This window comes from Chryseobacterium sp. CCNWLW53 (assembly GCF_037083525.1).
Taxonomy (GTDB): Bacteria; Bacteroidota; Bacteroidia; order Flavobacteriales; family Weeksellaceae; genus Chryseobacterium; species Chryseobacterium lathyri.
This window is the reverse complement of sequence record NZ_JBAOJR010000001.1, coordinates 905,474-921,416: the sequence shown is the minus strand read 5'-3', so window position 1 is coordinate 921,416 and position 15,943 is coordinate 905,474. Positions and strand designations below refer to the sequence as shown.

14 protein-coding genes are annotated in these 15,943 nt (G+C 37.6%); 5 read left to right on the top strand and 9 right to left on the bottom strand.

All coding sequences use genetic code 11. The features are described 5' to 3' along the window. Positions 1-47 precede the first annotated feature (47 nt). The 7 genes from V6R96_RS04320 to scpA all read right to left on the bottom strand — a co-directional run bounded on the left by V6R96_RS04320 (position 48) and on the right by scpA (position 7,268). Positions 48-551: a hypothetical protein gene (locus V6R96_RS04320; protein ID WP_336378110.1), complete on the bottom strand. Its 504-nt coding sequence runs from the start codon at positions 549-551 to the stop codon at positions 48-50. Then, a complete protein-coding gene (prfH, locus tag V6R96_RS04315; RefSeq protein ID WP_336378109.1) occupies positions 538-1,236 on the bottom strand; it encodes a peptide chain release factor H in 699 nt (232 codons plus the stop codon). Before prfH ends, V6R96_RS04320 begins: the two co-directional genes overlap by 14 nt. A 1-nt stretch (position 1,237) precedes the next feature. Then, a complete protein-coding gene (locus V6R96_RS04310; RefSeq protein ID WP_336378108.1) occupies positions 1,238-1,789 on the bottom strand; it encodes a hypothetical protein in 552 nt (183 codons plus the stop codon). Positions 1,790-1,984: 195 nt separating this feature from the next. Beyond that, a complete protein-coding gene (locus V6R96_RS04305) occupies positions 1,985-3,376 on the bottom strand; it encodes an RtcB family protein (RefSeq protein WP_336378107.1) in 1,392 nt (463 codons plus the stop codon). A 25-nt stretch (positions 3,377-3,401) separates the two neighbouring features. Further along, positions 3,402-4,136, bottom strand: coding sequence for a hypothetical protein (locus V6R96_RS04300; RefSeq protein ID WP_336378106.1), 735 nt, complete (start codon positions 4,134-4,136; stop codon positions 3,402-3,404). Between the two features lie 457 nt (positions 4,137-4,593). After that, positions 4,594-5,094, bottom strand: coding sequence for a hypothetical protein (locus tag V6R96_RS04295; protein WP_336378105.1), 501 nt, complete (start codon positions 5,092-5,094; stop codon positions 4,594-4,596). A gap of 56 nt (positions 5,095-5,150) precedes the next feature. Beyond that, on the bottom strand, positions 5,151-7,268 hold the full coding sequence (scpA, locus tag V6R96_RS04290; RefSeq protein WP_336378104.1) for a methylmalonyl-CoA mutase: 2,118 nt from the start codon (positions 7,266-7,268) through the stop codon (positions 5,151-5,153). Between the two features lie 440 nt (positions 7,269-7,708). Between scpA and V6R96_RS04285 the strand changes: the two genes are divergently transcribed. The 5 genes from V6R96_RS04285 to V6R96_RS04265 all read left to right on the top strand — a co-directional run bounded on the left by V6R96_RS04285 (position 7,709) and on the right by V6R96_RS04265 (position 12,984). Next, on the top strand, positions 7,709-9,232 hold the full coding sequence (locus V6R96_RS04285; protein WP_336378103.1) for a helix-turn-helix domain-containing protein: 1,524 nt from the start codon (positions 7,709-7,711) through the stop codon (positions 9,230-9,232). Positions 9,233-9,361: 129 nt separating this feature from the next. Further along, positions 9,362-10,867, top strand: coding sequence for a hypothetical protein (locus V6R96_RS04280; RefSeq protein WP_336378102.1), 1,506 nt, complete (start codon positions 9,362-9,364; stop codon positions 10,865-10,867). A 243-nt stretch (positions 10,868-11,110) separates the two neighbouring features. Further along, the gene (locus tag V6R96_RS04275; RefSeq protein ID WP_336378101.1) at positions 11,111-11,539 is read left to right on the top strand and encodes a helix-turn-helix domain-containing protein; all 429 of its coding nucleotides are present in this window, start codon (positions 11,111-11,113) and stop codon (positions 11,537-11,539) included. Continuing rightward, positions 11,515-11,850, top strand: coding sequence for a helix-turn-helix domain-containing protein (locus V6R96_RS04270; RefSeq protein ID WP_336378100.1), 336 nt, complete (start codon positions 11,515-11,517; stop codon positions 11,848-11,850). Before V6R96_RS04275 ends, V6R96_RS04270 begins: the two co-directional genes overlap by 25 nt. 213 nt (positions 11,851-12,063) lie before the next feature. Then, the gene (locus tag V6R96_RS04265; protein ID WP_336378099.1) at positions 12,064-12,984 is read left to right on the top strand and encodes a hypothetical protein; all 921 of its coding nucleotides are present in this window, start codon (positions 12,064-12,066) and stop codon (positions 12,982-12,984) included. Positions 12,985-13,041: 57 nt separating this feature from the next. Here V6R96_RS04265 and V6R96_RS04260 read toward each other — a convergent pair whose 3' ends face one another. Both V6R96_RS04260 and V6R96_RS04255 read right to left on the bottom strand, forming a co-directional pair. Beyond that, entirely contained in the window at positions 13,042-15,150 is a 2,109-nt protein-coding gene (locus tag V6R96_RS04260; RefSeq protein WP_407934741.1) for a prolyl oligopeptidase family serine peptidase, read from the bottom strand. 87 nt (positions 15,151-15,237) lie between these two features. Continuing rightward, positions 15,238-15,912 carry a hypothetical protein gene (locus tag V6R96_RS04255; RefSeq protein WP_146897151.1) on the bottom strand — a complete coding sequence of 225 codons (675 nt, stop codon included), beginning with the start codon at positions 15,910-15,912 and terminating at the stop codon, positions 15,238-15,240. Between the last annotated feature and the right edge of the window lie 31 nt (positions 15,913-15,943).

The following is a 15,943-nucleotide window of genomic DNA, read 5'->3' as shown; positions in this document are numbered from 1 at the left end:
TTAAAAAGATCCTTCTGTAATGAGTAAGACATCACTTAAGAAAGTAATTACTTTTTTCCTTTCTTTTTAGTTTCTGTCATTTTGCTTTTAATAAATTTCTTCCTGCTTTTCAAAAAATCAATTATAGCCTGGTTATAACTGTATTTTCTTGCTTCTTTTAAAGGTTCCAATGCTTTTTTATATTCCAACCTGATTTCAAACAACAACGATTTCTGTATCAATATTCTTGCTTTGTCTATTCCTTTGATTCTTAAAGCATAATGGATCAGTTTTTCTGCTTCATCGAGGTCTTCATTGTCCAAAAGACATTTGATATAATGCTGTGGTGTGTTGAGATTGGCTACATTACACTGCATGGCTTCTTCGAAATACATTTTTGCCCTTTCGTAATCGGTCAGCATTTCGCTGTATATTCTTCCCATCAGGCAGAGGCTGTCTGCATCTTCGGGATCATAGGACAGGGCATAGTTCAAAGCTTCCAGGCAGTCCGGAAGGCTGTATGGATAATTATCCAGGGCTTCAAAATAATATTTACTTTTAGTTAAGGTCATTTCTGTTGTTTTTTAATTCTTTTTTCAGGATATTCCTCTGTTTCTTAAATGATTTATCCTGATAGTTCTTTTTAAAATCCGCTCCGGAGAATGTGCGGATCGGATTTCCTCTCTGCACCTGCAGATGATTGTTCCATGTATCCTGCATTCTTTTTTCAAGCTGTTTGATATACAATCCGGTTACTTTTTCTTTCAGCCGCATAATGGCCAGCTTTTTATTCTCCAGCTGTGACCGGGAACCCTGTGCAAATACACTTTCTCCGGTGGGTATATGAACGGCCCGAACAGCCGTGTTGACTTTATTTACATTCTGTCCGCCACTTCCCTGGCTTCTTGTGGTCTGGAACTGAATATCTTTTTCATTAAAATTGATTTTCTCCAGCCCCTCCAGCTCGAAAACACCGATAAACCAGTTGCTTCTTTTATGGAGCTTCCTGAATGTGCTTTTACCGGTCCAGCATATGCTTCCTAACCATGTTTTTAAAAATGGATCCAGATCTTTTGCTTTTAGAAGAATGGTTACAGATTTTAAAGTCAGGTTTTCATCGCCGTTTTCACGGTGAATGATTTCGTAATCTATTGTATTGTTTTTAATTTCCTCAAGGAAGACCTTCAGAATTTTAGCGGTGACCCACTGGCACTCTAAAGGCCCTCTTCCTGAGGTTATTTGTATAAGCTTTTCCATTTTACTTTACTTTAGGGATTTCACTTAATTTTGGATGACCAATAGGGTCGATCCCTTTCTGCAGTAAATCTTTAGCAGCCATTACAGCCCAGCATTTATCACTGGAATGGATGTTTCTGTAAAACGTCAGTAAAAGTTCAGGTTTGACAACGGTAAAGCCATTGATTTCAATCGTCTCCAAGTCATTCCTTTCGAAGAAATCTATAGTAATTCTGTGAGATTTTCCGTTTTGGAGTTCCATTGTCTTTTCATATCTGCGGAAATTCTCTTCGCTCTGTAAATGATCATAGCGGGTCCATACTTTCTGAAAATCTTCCTGCTGAAGAATCATAACTGTTTCTGCTGTGTTTTCTTTCTTTACAAAAACATCAATATCCTTATGGTCATGGGCATGCTTGTATTCCGTATGTCCTGTTTCTGACATGAAATGCCAGGCCCAGCCTCCTGATATGATGACTTTATCTTTTAGTTTATTTAAAATTTCAAGCCCGTGCAGAATTCTAAATTCCGGCCAGACTTCTCCGTATCTTTTTATATTATGAGGTGCTCCCATTTTTTGTTTTTTGTTGAGAGTTGATGGTTTATAATTGACAGTACAATTTTTTTGATCTGCCAACTATAAACACCAACCTTATTATTATTTTTTTTTAAACCTTATAAGTTTTGAAAACCTATAAGGTTGGAATACTGCAGGTTTATAACTAATAGTAAAATTCTCTCAACTGATAACTATAAACCAGCAACTTACTTATTTATCCATTCTCACAATTCGAGGTTGAAATGTTCCGAGAATATCGACCAATTCACTTTGTGCATTCATTACTTCATGGATGTCTTTATAAGCCATCGGTGCTTCTTCAGTATTTCCGCCTATCAAAGTGACTTTCTTCAGCTTAAGCTCTTTTTTGATATCATTCTGAGTAAAAAGGCTTCTGCATTCTCCTCTCGAATGAGCTCTACCGGCTCCGTGTGACGCTGAATTCAAAGCATCCGGGTTTCCTTTTCCACGAACGATAAAGCCTTTTGCCGTCATGGAACCCGGAATCATTCCCAGTTCGTTTACATTAGCAGGTGTAGCTCCTTTCCTGTGAACAATCACTTCTTTTCCGTTATGAATCTCCTTCCATGCAAAATTGTGATGGTTTTCAATTCTTGCTTTTACTCTTCCGCCGACCGCTTTTACCAGTCTTCTGTGAATGTCATCGTGACAGGCAGAGGCATAATCTCCGGCAAGGTTCATTGCGGTCCAGTATTCCAGGCCGAGATGGGTATTCAGATCCAGCCAGGCGAACTGTTGGGCTTCTTTTGGCAACGGACACTGATCTGCAGCAACTCTTGAATAGTATTGTGCAATCTCAGCTCCTAAACCTCTGGAACCGCTGTGTGAAAGTATTCCCAGATATTTTCCTTTTGGAAGGCCGATCTGGTCATCTTCTTCCGCAATTTCAACTTCTCCGAATTCCACAAAGTGATTCCCTCCGCCGGAAGAACCCATTTGTTTAATGGCTTTTCCTTTTAATCTCCTTAAAACCGGAATCATATCGAAGGTATCTCTCTCAAAGATTTCATGATCTATATGAGATTTATGGATTTCGTACATCCCGAATTTGGTGTGTTCGGCAAGAGCTTTTTCATATTTATCTCTTGCTCCGTCAAGATATGAAACCGGTATATCCAAAATACTGAGACTCATCCTGCAGCCAATATCCATGCCTACTCCGTAAGGGATCACTGCGTTTTCTACCGCAAGAACACCGCCTATCGGAAGTCCGTAACCGCTGTGTGCATCGGGCATTAAAGCGCCCTGCGTTGAAATCGGCAGTTTTAAAGCTGTGTACAGCTGGTTTTTGGCTTCTTCAGAGATATTGTTTCCAAAGATCTGAAAGGAAGCACGCTGTGTATTGAGCATCCTTTTTTCTGTTTTTCTGGATGAAAGCAGCGATTCTGCAATCTGCCCGAAAGTCAGGTCTTTTTCAAAGTTCTCCGGGTTGAGGAGGATTTCTTTTAAAATAGATTTTACATGGTGAATATTCTTCGTTGCAAAATTTCTTTTCATAACCTCCAAAGCCACATTGACGCTTTGATTGTTCGGATAACCGAGTTTTAATATATCTTTTCCTTTTAGTTTTAAATTTCCCATTGTTTTTTGTTTTAAATAATTGGACTTATAAGTCCTCAAAATAATCTGCAAGCTCTGTTGCAGACATGATACAGGCAGCATATTTCCTGCTTTTGATAAGATCAGTTTCATAATCTGCTTTCCATGGTTTTGGTCTACCATAAATTTTTTTCCGGATAATTCCCGCCACTTTATATTGCCTTAAATAGGATCCCAGTTCATCACATTCTTTTTCCAGTTCAGAATCCAATGGTTTATAATGGGTGATCATATTGGGTCTTACTCGGAGGATAAATCTCCAGGGTTCAATAAATTCGTAGTAGATATCGTTTCTTTTCCGGAATGGATTGTATTCTTCTTTTTTAAGAAAGTACTGTCTTTCTCTCTGTGTGAATCCTAACTTTGGATCATTCCATCCCAATGAAGAAATCCTTTTAAGTTTCTGTTCTCGTTCCACGTATATTCTTCTTCCAGACTTTTTCTTTTTTTTCAGGAATTGTCGGCTTTCAGAATACATGTAGGTGTTGATTTTGTTCAAAATCCCTTCGAAAAAATCTGCATCTTTGGATCTTTTCACATCATCCCGGAGAACAAAGAATCTTACAAATCCTCTCTGATAAGGATTTTCCAGCGGAATCCAGGGAATTTTCCTTCTGATATCCCACAGCTTTTCACTACGATTATATTTTTTTCTTATCTGTTTTTCTACATCTTTTCTACCTGCTCTTTTTCTGCTTCTTGCACTTCTCAGTCGAAGAAACAGAAGATTATAATTTTCCATAAATTATAAGAAACAAGATGCCGTTACAATATCCAGATTTTGGATTTGTGCACATCTTTTCTTACTCAACTAAAATATAAGTTGATTGATTTTACGATAATGAACAGTATAAAATAGATCATAAAGATCTTTTCACTTTGTTCTTAATGACACTAAAAAATTTCGGGGAAACTGGAGTTTAAATATTGCGCAATAAAAAACCCGAAATCTTTACGACTTCGGGTTTTGATATTTCGTTGTACTATTATTCTAAGAGTATACCAAACCACGAAGCCTTACCACCATAAGCGGTACTCCAGCTGAAGAATTTTGATTCGTTTTGAACATTGCTTCGTTGTTTTTTAATGGGTTAAACTTGATTTTCAGGTGCAAATATATTAATTTTTCTGAATATTCAAATTTTTTAAATAAAAAAGCCTGAATAATTTTATATCCAGGCTTTGCTTTATTGGGATGACTAATCTTTTGATCCTAAGCTATCCATCTCGTCGTCCATCCCTTTAGCTTCATTGGAATGGTAGACTCTTTCTGATCCCAGAAAATAGATATTATGCCTTGCTTTGGCAATGATTCCGTTGTATTCCTGCTCCGACATACCTTCAGGAATGCTGTCCCGTGCTTCTGACGGTTTACGGTAAACTTCAAGTGCACCGTTTTCATTTAAAACAGTCTTGGCGACCTTAGCCTGCTGCAAGTCATCCGCATACACAATAACATTGCTTCTGCCAATACTGTGCTTGCGGTAAGCCTCCAGCATTTCTGCATCGTGAGCAAAAACGTATTCAAAAAATTCTTTTGTTTGTTCATCCTCCTGATAATGATCAGCTGACAATCCGCTTTCTACCTTAGATTTTGAAACAATAATATTTGCTTCATCAAAACCTTTTTCTTTTAAATTCTTTTTAATTTCCTCTGTATCTACAGTCACCGGAAATACTGAAACTACTGTATAAGCCATAATGAAATTTTTCACTTAAACTATACAAAAGCTATGCAATTATTCTATAAAAAATGTTAATTTAAAAATTTTTCTAAGATTTCCACCGCACATTTAGGAAGATTGGTTCCCGGACCGAAAATAAAATCGGCACCGTTGGCATACAGAAATTCGTAGTCCTGCTGTGGAATAACGCCACCTACCACAATGGTCACATCATCAGCTCCCAGTTTTTTGAGCTCTTCGACCACCTGAGGGACAAGGGTTTTGTGCCCAGCTGCCAGTGAGGAAACTCCAAGAATGTGGATATCGTTTTCTACAGCCTGTTTGGCTACTTCTTCAGGAGTCTGAAACAATGGTGCCACATCGACATCAAATCCCATATCTGCGAATGCAGTAGCTACTACTTTGGCACCTCTGTCATGTCCGTCCTGCCCCATTTTCGCAACCATCAATCTTGGTCGACGGCCTTCTTCTTCTTCGAATTTCTGAGTCAGATGAAGGGCTTTTTCAAAATATTCGTTTTTTCCGGCATTCATAGCGTATACTCCAGAGATTGTTCTAATATTGGCTTTATATCTACCGAAGGTTTCTTCCATGGCATCGCTCATTTCACCAAGAGTCACTCTTCTTCTTGCTGCTTCTATACATAATGCCAGAAGATTTCCTTTTCCTGTCTTTGCACTTTCACGGATCTCGTTCAGGATTTCTGTAACGGCTTGAGGATTTCTTTCTGCTTTTATTTTTTCAAGTCTTTCGATCTGTTTTCTGCGGACTTCTGTATTATCGATATCCAGGATCTCTATTCCGTCCTGTTTTAAGACTGTTCTGAATGAATTTACGCCAATAATAAATTCTTCACCACTGTCAATTTTAGCCTGCTTTTTAGCGGCTGCTTCTTCAATCCTCATTTTTGGAATTCCGGCTTCAATGGCTTTTGTCATTCCTCCTTCCTGCTCTACCTCATCGATGTATTTCATCGCTTCCTCGATCATTTGCTGGGTAAGGCTTTCCACAAGGTTACTTCCACCCATAGGGTCTACAACGTCACAGATCCCACTTTCCTGCTGGAGGATAATCTGGGTATTTCTTGCAATTTTTGCTGAATAATCTGTTGGAAGTGCGATGGCTTCATCCAGAGCGTTGGTATGCAGCGACTGGGTTCCTCCTAAAGCTGAAGAAAGAGCCTCAATAGCTGTTCTTGTAATATTGTTAAAGGGTTCCTGTTCTGTAAGAGACCAACCAGAGGTCTGTGAGTGGGTTCTTAATGCTAAAGATTTCGCATTCTGCGGGTTGAACTGCTTTAAAAGAGTTGCCCAGATGTATCTTGCAGCACGCATTTTTGCAATTTCCATGAAATGATTCATCCCGATTGCCCAGAAAAATGAAAGCCTTGGGGCAAAATCATCGACGTTCATTCCGGCTTTAATTCCTGTTCTTACATATTCAAGACCGTCTGCCAAGGTATAGGCCATTTCCAGTACCGGAGTGGCGCCTGCTTCCTGCATATGGTATCCTGAAATGGAAATAGAATTGAATTTGGGAATATTTTGAGCAGTATATTCAAAAATATCTGCAATAATTTTCATGGAAGGCGCCGGTGGATAAATATAGGTATTCCTCACCATGAACTCTTTCAAAATGTCGTTCTGAATGGTTCCCGAAAGCAATTCCTGCTTTACACCCTGCTCTTCAGCAGCCACAATATAGAAGGACAAAATTGGAAGTACAGCACCGTTCATGGTCATGGATACAGAAATCTGATCTAATGGAATTTCATTGAAAAGGATCTTCATATCTTCCACAGAATCAATGGCGACACCTGCTTTACCTACATCTCCTACTACTCTTGAGTGATCGGAATCATATCCTCTGTGTGTTGCGAGATCAAAAGCAACTGATAATCCTTTCTGTCCTGCTGCCAGATTTCTTCTGTAAAATGCGTTTGATTCTTCTGCAGTAGAGAAACCTGCATACTGCCTTACCGTCCATGGTTTCTGTACGTACATGGTAGAATATGGGCCTCTGAGATAGGGTGCAATTCCTGGAGAAGTCTGTGTTAAAGATTTATTTTTAACATCTTCTGAGGTGTAAGATGATTTTAATTCTAATCCGTCTTTTTCAAAGTTATAGATCTCTCTTTGCTGAGGCTCTATGCTAAAATCCGGAGTTTTCACAGAAATTGTCTTTCGCATTCCAATAATTTTTGTCTCCGTAAAGTTAATTTTTTTGAGCGAAACATGAAACTTATGTTAACGTACAGTTTTCCTTACCTTTAAGCATAAAAAAGACTGGACAAATGCCCGGTCTCTGTTATTGAAATACTTACTTATTATTATATTATTTCAATTTCTTTATTCCCATTTCATATAAAGCAAATGCTATAAGATCCGTATTTTACCTGATCAATTGCTCTTCCGGCACAGTGAAACATATGCATAAATTACAGTTTGGAATTCGAGATGCTTAGTATTTGATTATTTACAAGCTTATTTTTTTAATACTTTTGTAAGAAAGCAGGTATTTAATGAAAAATTTTTTATTTTTTCCCTTTCTATTCTTTTCTACATTAATTTTCTCACAAAATTCCGTTGACGATTCAAAAAAAATATCACAAACGGAACTCGTAAAGGCTATGAGGAGAATTCAGCAGGCGCAAGATAAAAACCCAGACTCTGCTTTGGCAATCGCTAATTCTTATCTGCCCACATTTAAAGATCATAATTCTTTGGCAGAACTTTACCTGGAAATAAGCACCTGTTATTATTTTTTAGGAAAAAACAATGAAGCACTCTCATTTGCTCAAAAAGCTAAAGACGTTTCATATCTTGGCGAAAATTATAATCAAAGAGTACGAATTTGCGGGCTTTTAGCGAACAGATACAGAGATATCGGGCTTATTCCGAAAGCAAAATCTTCCTTGAAAGAAGGGTTGAACGATGCTGAAAAAATTCATGATCCACAGGAAAGCAACTGGGTGAAATCTCTTCTTCTCACAGAATATTCAAAAGCCCTTACTGAAGAAAAAAAATACGATTCCGCAAGTATTTACATCACAAAATCTTTAGATGCACTTTCCCATATGAAAACATCCGATAAGGTAAAATTTCAGTATACGGTTACGTATTTGGGAGCTGGAGTGAATTATGTTTTTGCAAAACAATGGGAGAAAGCAGAAGCTATGCTGGAAAAAGCAATTATTTCTGCGAAAGGTACTGAGTGGGAGCAATATCATATTTCTTCTGCCCAAATATACCTTTCTGTTATTTATACCAACCGGAAAGAGTATCAGAAAGCTATTGATACATTGATAAGTGCCGAAAAACTTACTGAGCCTAAGGATCCCAAAAGAGTAGAATTATATCATTATTTAGCCCAAAACTATCTGGCTGAAAATAATTTGAAGGAGTATAAAAAGTATAATGAACTATACCAAACCGCGAGAAGCAGTCTTTCCGCAGAAAACCAAAAAGCGGTCAACAAATCTGTACAGATTTTGGATAGTATTATAAAAGAAGAGGCCGACAAAAGAAAACGTACGTATAATTTTTTGATGGCACTTGGCATTTTTACGGTTCTGAGTCTGGCGGGAATTATTTTTTATTATCAGCGTAAGAAAGCAAAACAAAAGCAACTCTTTCAAAACATAATTTCCAGGCTTGAACAAAAGTTAAAAGAAAACAATAGCAGTACTTTTATTCCTAAGGAAAATCCTCTGGAATCGGTGATAGATACTACAGAATCGCAAAAAGACCGTACTATTCCGGAAGCTGTAGAAAAAAAAATATTGCAGAAATTGAAAAAATTTGAGCAGTCCGAAAAATTTATTAATCCCAATCTCAGTTTATCTTCCCTGGCATCTGACCTTAAGACCAATCCACGCTATCTTTCAGAAATCATCAGCCAACATTATGGCAAAAACTTCAATACTTACATCAATGAACTTCGTATAGAATATATATGCAGAAATATACTGGAAGATTCTAAGTATAGAAAATATAAGGTAGGTGCCCTTGCTGAAATCTCCGGTTTCTCTTCCGCAGAAAATTTCTCAAAAATTTTTAAAAAAATCACGGGAATTTCGCCTTCTGTTTTTATTGAAAATGCGACTAATGAAAATAAAATACAAACAGAAGACAAAGTTCAAACAAACACCTGATAATAAACCAGTTACTTATTTTTTTTATGCTGTAAGATTCCGAAATTAACAGGTATATAAATAGGTTTTCATAAATAGTCGGGATAGTTTTGTTCCGTTAAAATTATTTCTAACACAAAAAACATATTTATGAAAAAAACATTATTTACTGTCGCTATTTTGGCTTCGGCAGTTTCGTTCGCTCAGGTTGGTATAAATACTCCTACTCCTAAAGCAACTTTGGATGTTGTAGCATCTCCTTCTGATATTACTAAGATTGATGGTCTGATTGCTCCACGTCTTACCGGCAATGAGCTTAAAGCAAAAGATAACCTATACACAACAGATCAGACAGGGACGATTGTATATGCAACAGCAGCAGCAAATCCTACCACTTCCAAAACTCTTAATGTAACAGAACCGGGATATTTCTATTTTGACGGAGCAGCTTGGGTAAAAATAGCTTCGGGGGCAGCAACAGGCACTGAACCCTGGTTCATAGAAAACAGCACAAACCCAGCAACAGCTAATACTCAAAATATTTATCAAAATGGAAATGTTGGTTTGGGTAATTTCGCAACTGCAAAGCCTTTAACCCGATTAGATGTTCGTGGGGCTATTCGTGGCGGGTCTCCCAACGCAGAAGAAGTGGACGGTTCTTCCGCCATCGGGCAAAACTCTATTGCAGTAGGTAATAATAATAAAGTATCGGGAGTAAGTAGCGCTGCTTTTGGGGATAGCAATGTTGTGGCCAGCGTAAATGCAATTGTGGCAGGGAATACAAATACGCTATCACCCAGCTCAAGCTATAGTGCTGTTTTTGGCATACAAAATAACGTTGATGGGCCTCGCAGTCTGGTAGGAGGTTTTGGAAATGTTATCTCTGGAAACGGTACTGCATATAACTTAGTATCAGGACTCAATAATAATATTTCTCCTATTGCCGGAGTAACGCAATCCGTTGGAAATGCAGTCTTTGGTAATAGTAATCAGGTAAAAAACGACTATTCAATTGTAAGCGGGTATCAGAACATAGTATCAGGAGATTATAATCTTGTTGGCGGATCCGGGAATTCAACAAGCGAGACCTCCTCTTCTGTTTCCGTACTTGGGTCTCAAAACATTGCAAATAACTCTTCTTATGTAGGAGTATTAGGTTCTCAGAATACTGTTACTAATGCAAACCTCACATTCATTAGCGGTGCAAGAAATCAGGTGAATTCTCCTACCTCTTTTGTTTCCGGAGCGGATAACATAGTAAACGCCGACGCATCATACGCTACCGTTTTTGGGCTGAATAATACCATCGGCGGAAGTGGCACCAGCCATTATGCTACTTCTATCGGGACTAGAAATATTTCTAAAGGACATGTATCCACAACTATAGGAGCAGACCTTATAGCTAGTACTTTTGGGGAAATTGTTTTAGGACGATGGAATGAAATTACCTCTACTAACACTTCTACAAGCTGGGTAGGGACAGATCCTATTCTTCAAGTGGGTATAGGTTCCAATGAAACTGCCAAAAAAAATGCATTAACAATATATAAAGACGGAAAAGTGCAGGTAAACCAACTGAAAGGCACCGGAAATGCCTATGCATGTATAGATGCAGACGGTAACTTATTCAGAAGTACAACTCCTTGTACGCCGTAAAAAAGCATTGCATTCATAACAGAAATGCACACAGACAGATTCTAAATACACAAATGATCAATTAAAATTGCCACAGAAAATTTCTTCTGTGGCAATTCCCTGCCGCTGCCAGCACAAAATAATCATAAAATCTGGCAGAGGAAAACACTTAACTTTCAGTTACAGGCTGCCTGGACTTACTCCCAATCAATATACAAGGCCTGAAAAAATTTCTTCATCATTCTAAAATAAAGATCAGCAAAAATGAATTTTAAAGATATCCATATTGGAAATTTAATCAGTCAGCATATAGCGGAATGCAGTATCGAAATATCCCGAGCATGTGATTTTTTTAAGTGTTCTGAAAGAGAAATAGAAGCCATGTATGAATCCAAATCCCTTGATACGGATATTCTTCTGAAGTGGAGCAAATTACTGAAATATGATTTTTTCAGGATATATTCCCAACATCTGGTTCTTTATTCCCCACCCAAAAGTCAAAACTTCAATCAAAGAAGAAATTCAGGCAGTCTCAAACCTGCAGAATTCCGGAAGAGTGTCTATACAAAAGAGATTATAGATTTTATCCTCCACCTTGTTTCTTCCGGAGAAAAAAGTAAAACACAGATCATTGAAGAATATAAAATACCAAAAACCACCTTATACAAATGGATAAAAAAACATCAGAGATAGATACAGATTTTCCCGATTATATTAAAATATATTCTGACCTCATCATCATGAAGTATCCTGAAAAAGTAGAGGAATGCCAGTATTATCTTTCCAAAAAAAAGCTATCTACCCTGGAGGTCATCAAATTGAATGAGATTATTTTCGGAAAGGTATATACTAATCAAAAATACCGTTCCTACGATCATTCGACAATAATAGCCATACTGGATTACCAAAAAACGAACAGGATGAATGATTCTGAGTTAGCCAATCATTATAGCCTCAGCAGAAACACGGTAAAAAAATGGAAAGAAAAATTCAGCAAAAAATAATTTATTTATAAAATTCAACTCTTTATACCTATTCCAGTGCTTACAAAATGTATCAAAAAGAGCTTACTATACAGGAACAAGAAAGAGCAATCAAATAATTAATTATCAAACAGTTATAATGAAGTATCTATCTGTAAAATTCTGAATTTTACAGATAAAAAGCTTTCTTTCTGTTTAAGAGACTACTACTTTTGCTTCCAAAATCAGAAACAGATGAAAAGAATTTTTTTACCCTGCCTTGTTTTATGCATGGCGAGCGTATCGGCTCAAGTAGGAACCGGGAATGTAGGAATCAATACCTCAACTCCTGAAAAAACGCTGGATGTAAACGGTGATTTCAGATCTTCCAAAACAGATACATCCACTAATACCCAATATTTACTGGAAACCAACACCACCTTGGCCCCAGAATATAATATAGCCGGAGTTATCAATCCTTCAGATGGAACAGGGAGCATATTTGCACAGACTAAAAACATTTCCTCTTTTAATACAGGTACCTCCGACGGTGGAGCAGCATTAGACTTGATTAATATGCCGGGGTATAGCGTAGCGATGCTTACAAATTCAAATGGAAGTCTAAATTCAAATATGACAGCAAGTCAGGGTGGCTTTTCTATGAGTTCACAGGATACCTCTACAGGAGTATATACCTCTTTTACTGTTCCCAATAGCATATATCTAGGTCCTTATTTTATGTACAAGGACAATACAGGAACTACTACCGGTGAATATTACCTTCCCAGAAATTACGGACTAAGGGGGCAAGTCCTTGTAACCCATGGTAAATCAACTGCTCCTGGAAATGTTGCGGGAACGCCAAATGATCTGGTGTGGAGGGATGTAGCTGATCTTATTGTTTTAAAATCTCCCGGAGGCAATTGCTATAAAATTACCGTAACCGATGCCGGAGTTCTGGGAACAACCCCTGATGCTGACTGTATGGTAGATCCGTATAATCCCGCCACTTATTCCAATACTTCAAGAATGGCCAGCGGAAACAACACGCGTACTACAACCAGTCCGGAAAAAATAATGGAAGAGCAGAAAAAGCAGATTGAAGAAATACAAAAGCAAATGAATGAGATCAGAAATCAGCTGATACAAAAGAATAAAACTAAAAACACAAAGTAAAATATATAATAGTTTCGGCCGCTCTCTGAGCGGCCGAAATTTATTATTTACATTATATTATTTCAATTTTGTTATTCCCATTTCGTACAGGGCAAAAGAAATAAGATCTGCATTTTCACTGATTACCTGGTCGGTTGCCCTTCCGGCTCCGTGACCTGCATTTTTCTCAATTCTTAATAAAATTGGATTTTTACAGCCTTGCTTATCCTGAAGTTCTGCTCCGAATTTGAAAGAATGCGCCGGAACCACCCTGTCATCATGATCACTTGTAATGATCATTGTGGAAGGATAGCATGTTCCTTTTTTCACATTGTGCACCGGAGAGTATGATTTAAGATATTCAAACATTTCTTTGCTGTCTTCTGCTGTTCCGTAGTCATATGACCAGCCGGCTCCTGCTGTGAATTTATTGTACCTCAGCATATCCAACACTCCTACTCCTGGGAACGCTACTTTTGCAAGATCAGGACGCATGGTCATTGTTGCTCCTACAAGCAGCCCTCCGTTTGATCTTCCGGATAATGCCATATATTCTTTTGAAGTATAACCTTTGCTTTGCAGATATTCTCCTGCTGCAATGAAATCTTCAAAAACGTTTTTCTTTTGTGTTTTTGTTCCTGCATCGTGCCATTTTTTACCATATTCACCACCACCGCGGATGTTCGGTACTGCATAAATTCCTCCGTTTTCCATCCAGATCGCATTCACTACAGAGAATGAAGGCTGAAGGCTGATATTGAAACCTCCGTAAGAATACAGGATCGTAGGGTTTTTACCGTCTAGCTTTGTTCCTTTTTTATAGTTGATCATCATAGGAATCTTGGTTCCGTCTTTTGAAGTGTAGAACACTTGCTCTGAAATATAATCTTCCGGATTGAATTTTACTTTAGGCTTCTGATAAACTTCTGATTTCCCTGAATCTGCATTGAATTTGTAGGTCGTTCCCGGTGTAATATAGTTGCTGAAAGAGAAATAAAGTTCTTTTTCCTCTTCTTTTCCTCCAAAACCTCCTACGTTTCCTTTTCCTGGAAGAGCAATTTCCCTGATCAGTTTTCCTGTTTTGTCAAACTGCTTTACCTGATCAATAGCATCAACCATATAAGTAGCAAAGAAATATCCGCCTCCTGTAGATATTCCCAATACATTTTCTGTTTGCGGGATAACATCTTTCCAGGTTTCCGGTGAAGGATTGGTGATGCTAGTTTTTACAAGGCGCATGTTCGGGGCATCTTTATCGGTAAAGATAAAAAGGTCATCCCCCTGAGTATCTACAATACTGGCATTAATATCAAAACCTTTATTAATCTGTACAAAGTCACCTCTTTTTTTTAAGTCTTTGATATACAATTCGTTCCCATTGGTTGCATTGGCTGCAGAAATAATCAGGTACCTTTGGTCTTCAGAAACCCCTGCTCCAAGATATCTTCTAGGTGTTTTATCTCCTCCGAAGATCAATTTGTCCTCAGACTGTTTAGTTCCTAATTTATGGAAATACACTTTGTGCTTATCTGTCATTCCCGAAAGGACCGTTCCTTCTTTCGGTTTATCATAGCTCGAATAGTAGAATCCTTCATCACCCTGCCAGGAAATTCCGCTGAATTTTACATCTACCAATGTTTCATCAATCTGTTTTTTGGTAATGGCGTCTATGATAATGATCTTATTCCAGTCGCTCCCGCCTTCAGAAATGGAGTATGCTGCCAGGTTTCCTTTTTTATTGAATGACAGATTGGAAAGAGAAGTAGTTCCTTTTTCTGAAAATTTATTAGGATCTAAAAATATCTCCGTTGCTTTGGTCTTATTATCTGTTCTGTATAAGATAGACTGCGCCTGAAGGCCATTATTTTTATAATAGTACGTATAATCTCCTTCTTTGAAAGGTGCTGAAATTTTCTCATAATTCCAGATCTCGGTTAGCTGATCCTTGATTGTATTTCTGAACGGGATCTTTGAAAGATAATTCTGGCTGTAGGCTACTTCATCATCTACCCATTTCTTTGTGGCGTCGGAATCATTTTCAAGATCTCTGAAAGGGTCTGCAACTGCATTACCAAAATAGGTATCTGTCTGACTTCCTTTTTCTGCTTTAGGATAATTCATTTTTTGAGAATAAATAGTTGCTGAAAACAAAACTCCAGCAGTTAATAACATAGGCTTAAAATTCATAATCAAGGGTTTTCTCAAAAATACGTAAAGTATACGAAATAAAAAAAGCCCTGAAACCAGAGCTTTATTACTATTTTTCAAAGATCATTATTTAGATCCGAAACTATCAAAATAGAAATCTGTCAATCCCGCAACAATTTCATCAGGGCTGCCGTTCCAGTAGTATGTTTTTCCACCTTCGTTTAGCTGGTACAAACTGAACTTTTGCTCCGTTATCACTGTTTTATCAGCATTTTTAAAAGCCTGTACACTTTGAACAAGGTATTTTTTAAGGTCTTCAGGCTTAACGTTTTTCATATCCCCCGTTGGAATATCAGAAAATTTAGCCGGAACCTTGAAGCTGACTGAATAATTAACCTCAGCAATTTTCTGATCCTCTATATATTCATTCTGGACAATTTTTACGTCTTTAACGGAAAGTTTTCCATTTTTAAAATTTTCCATCATAGCGGTGAAATAATCTTCGGCTTCTTTTCTGCAGGCGTCTGCCGTGGTTTTGGAAAAAGCAGATAAAAAGTTGTCGGTGGTTTCTTTCATCATATCCCTGGAAACGGTTTTAAAATCTACCTGATAAGCATTTTCTCCTTCTACGGTAGGTCTTAAATAATCATTCAGCTTAGAAAGTACAGCATCATCGTTTTTAACGAAAGTTCCAAAATACATTTCAAAGACTTCAGAAGGTTTCTTCACTTCTGTCTGAGCCAGCAGATTTTGACTTAACAATGCCAGCATCATGAATATAATGACCTTAAAATTGTTCATATTATTTTGTTTTAATTCAATGTTTTTTTGA

Bases quoted from the DNA above. Each gene is read 5' to 3' on its own strand.
- V6R96_RS04320 (WP_336378110.1), bottom strand. From the start codon at position 551: ATGACCTTAACTAAAAGTAAATATTATTTTGAAGCCCTGGATAATTAT.
- prfH (WP_336378109.1), bottom strand. From the start codon at position 1,236: ATGGAAAAGCTTATACAAATAACCTCAGGAAGAGGGCCTTTAGAGTGC.
- V6R96_RS04310 (WP_336378108.1), bottom strand. From the start codon at position 1,789: ATGGGAGCACCTCATAATATAAAAAGATACGGAGAAGTCTGGCCGGAA.
- V6R96_RS04305 (WP_336378107.1), bottom strand. From the start codon at position 3,376: ATGGGAAATTTAAAACTAAAAGGAAAAGATATATTAAAACTCGGTTAT.
- V6R96_RS04300 (WP_336378106.1), bottom strand. From the start codon at position 4,136: ATGGAAAATTATAATCTTCTGTTTCTTCGACTGAGAAGTGCAAGAAGC.
- V6R96_RS04295 (WP_336378105.1), bottom strand. From the start codon at position 5,094: ATGGCTTATACAGTAGTTTCAGTATTTCCGGTGACTGTAGATACAGAG.
- scpA (WP_336378104.1), bottom strand. From the start codon at position 7,268: ATGCGAAAGACAATTTCTGTGAAAACTCCGGATTTTAGCATAGAGCCT.
- V6R96_RS04285 (WP_336378103.1), top strand. From the start codon at position 7,709: ATGAGGAGAATTCAGCAGGCGCAAGATAAAAACCCAGACTCTGCTTTG.
- V6R96_RS04280 (WP_336378102.1), top strand. From the start codon at position 9,362: ATGAAAAAAACATTATTTACTGTCGCTATTTTGGCTTCGGCAGTTTCG.
- V6R96_RS04275 (WP_336378101.1), top strand. From the start codon at position 11,111: ATGAATTTTAAAGATATCCATATTGGAAATTTAATCAGTCAGCATATA.
- V6R96_RS04270 (WP_336378100.1), top strand. From the start codon at position 11,515: ATGGATAAAAAAACATCAGAGATAGATACAGATTTTCCCGATTATATT.
- V6R96_RS04265 (WP_336378099.1), top strand. From the start codon at position 12,064: ATGAAAAGAATTTTTTTACCCTGCCTTGTTTTATGCATGGCGAGCGTA.
- V6R96_RS04260 (WP_407934741.1), bottom strand. From the start codon at position 15,150: ATGAATTTTAAGCCTATGTTATTAACTGCTGGAGTTTTGTTTTCAGCA.
- V6R96_RS04255 (WP_146897151.1), bottom strand. From the start codon at position 15,912: ATGAACAATTTTAAGGTCATTATATTCATGATGCTGGCATTGTTAAGT.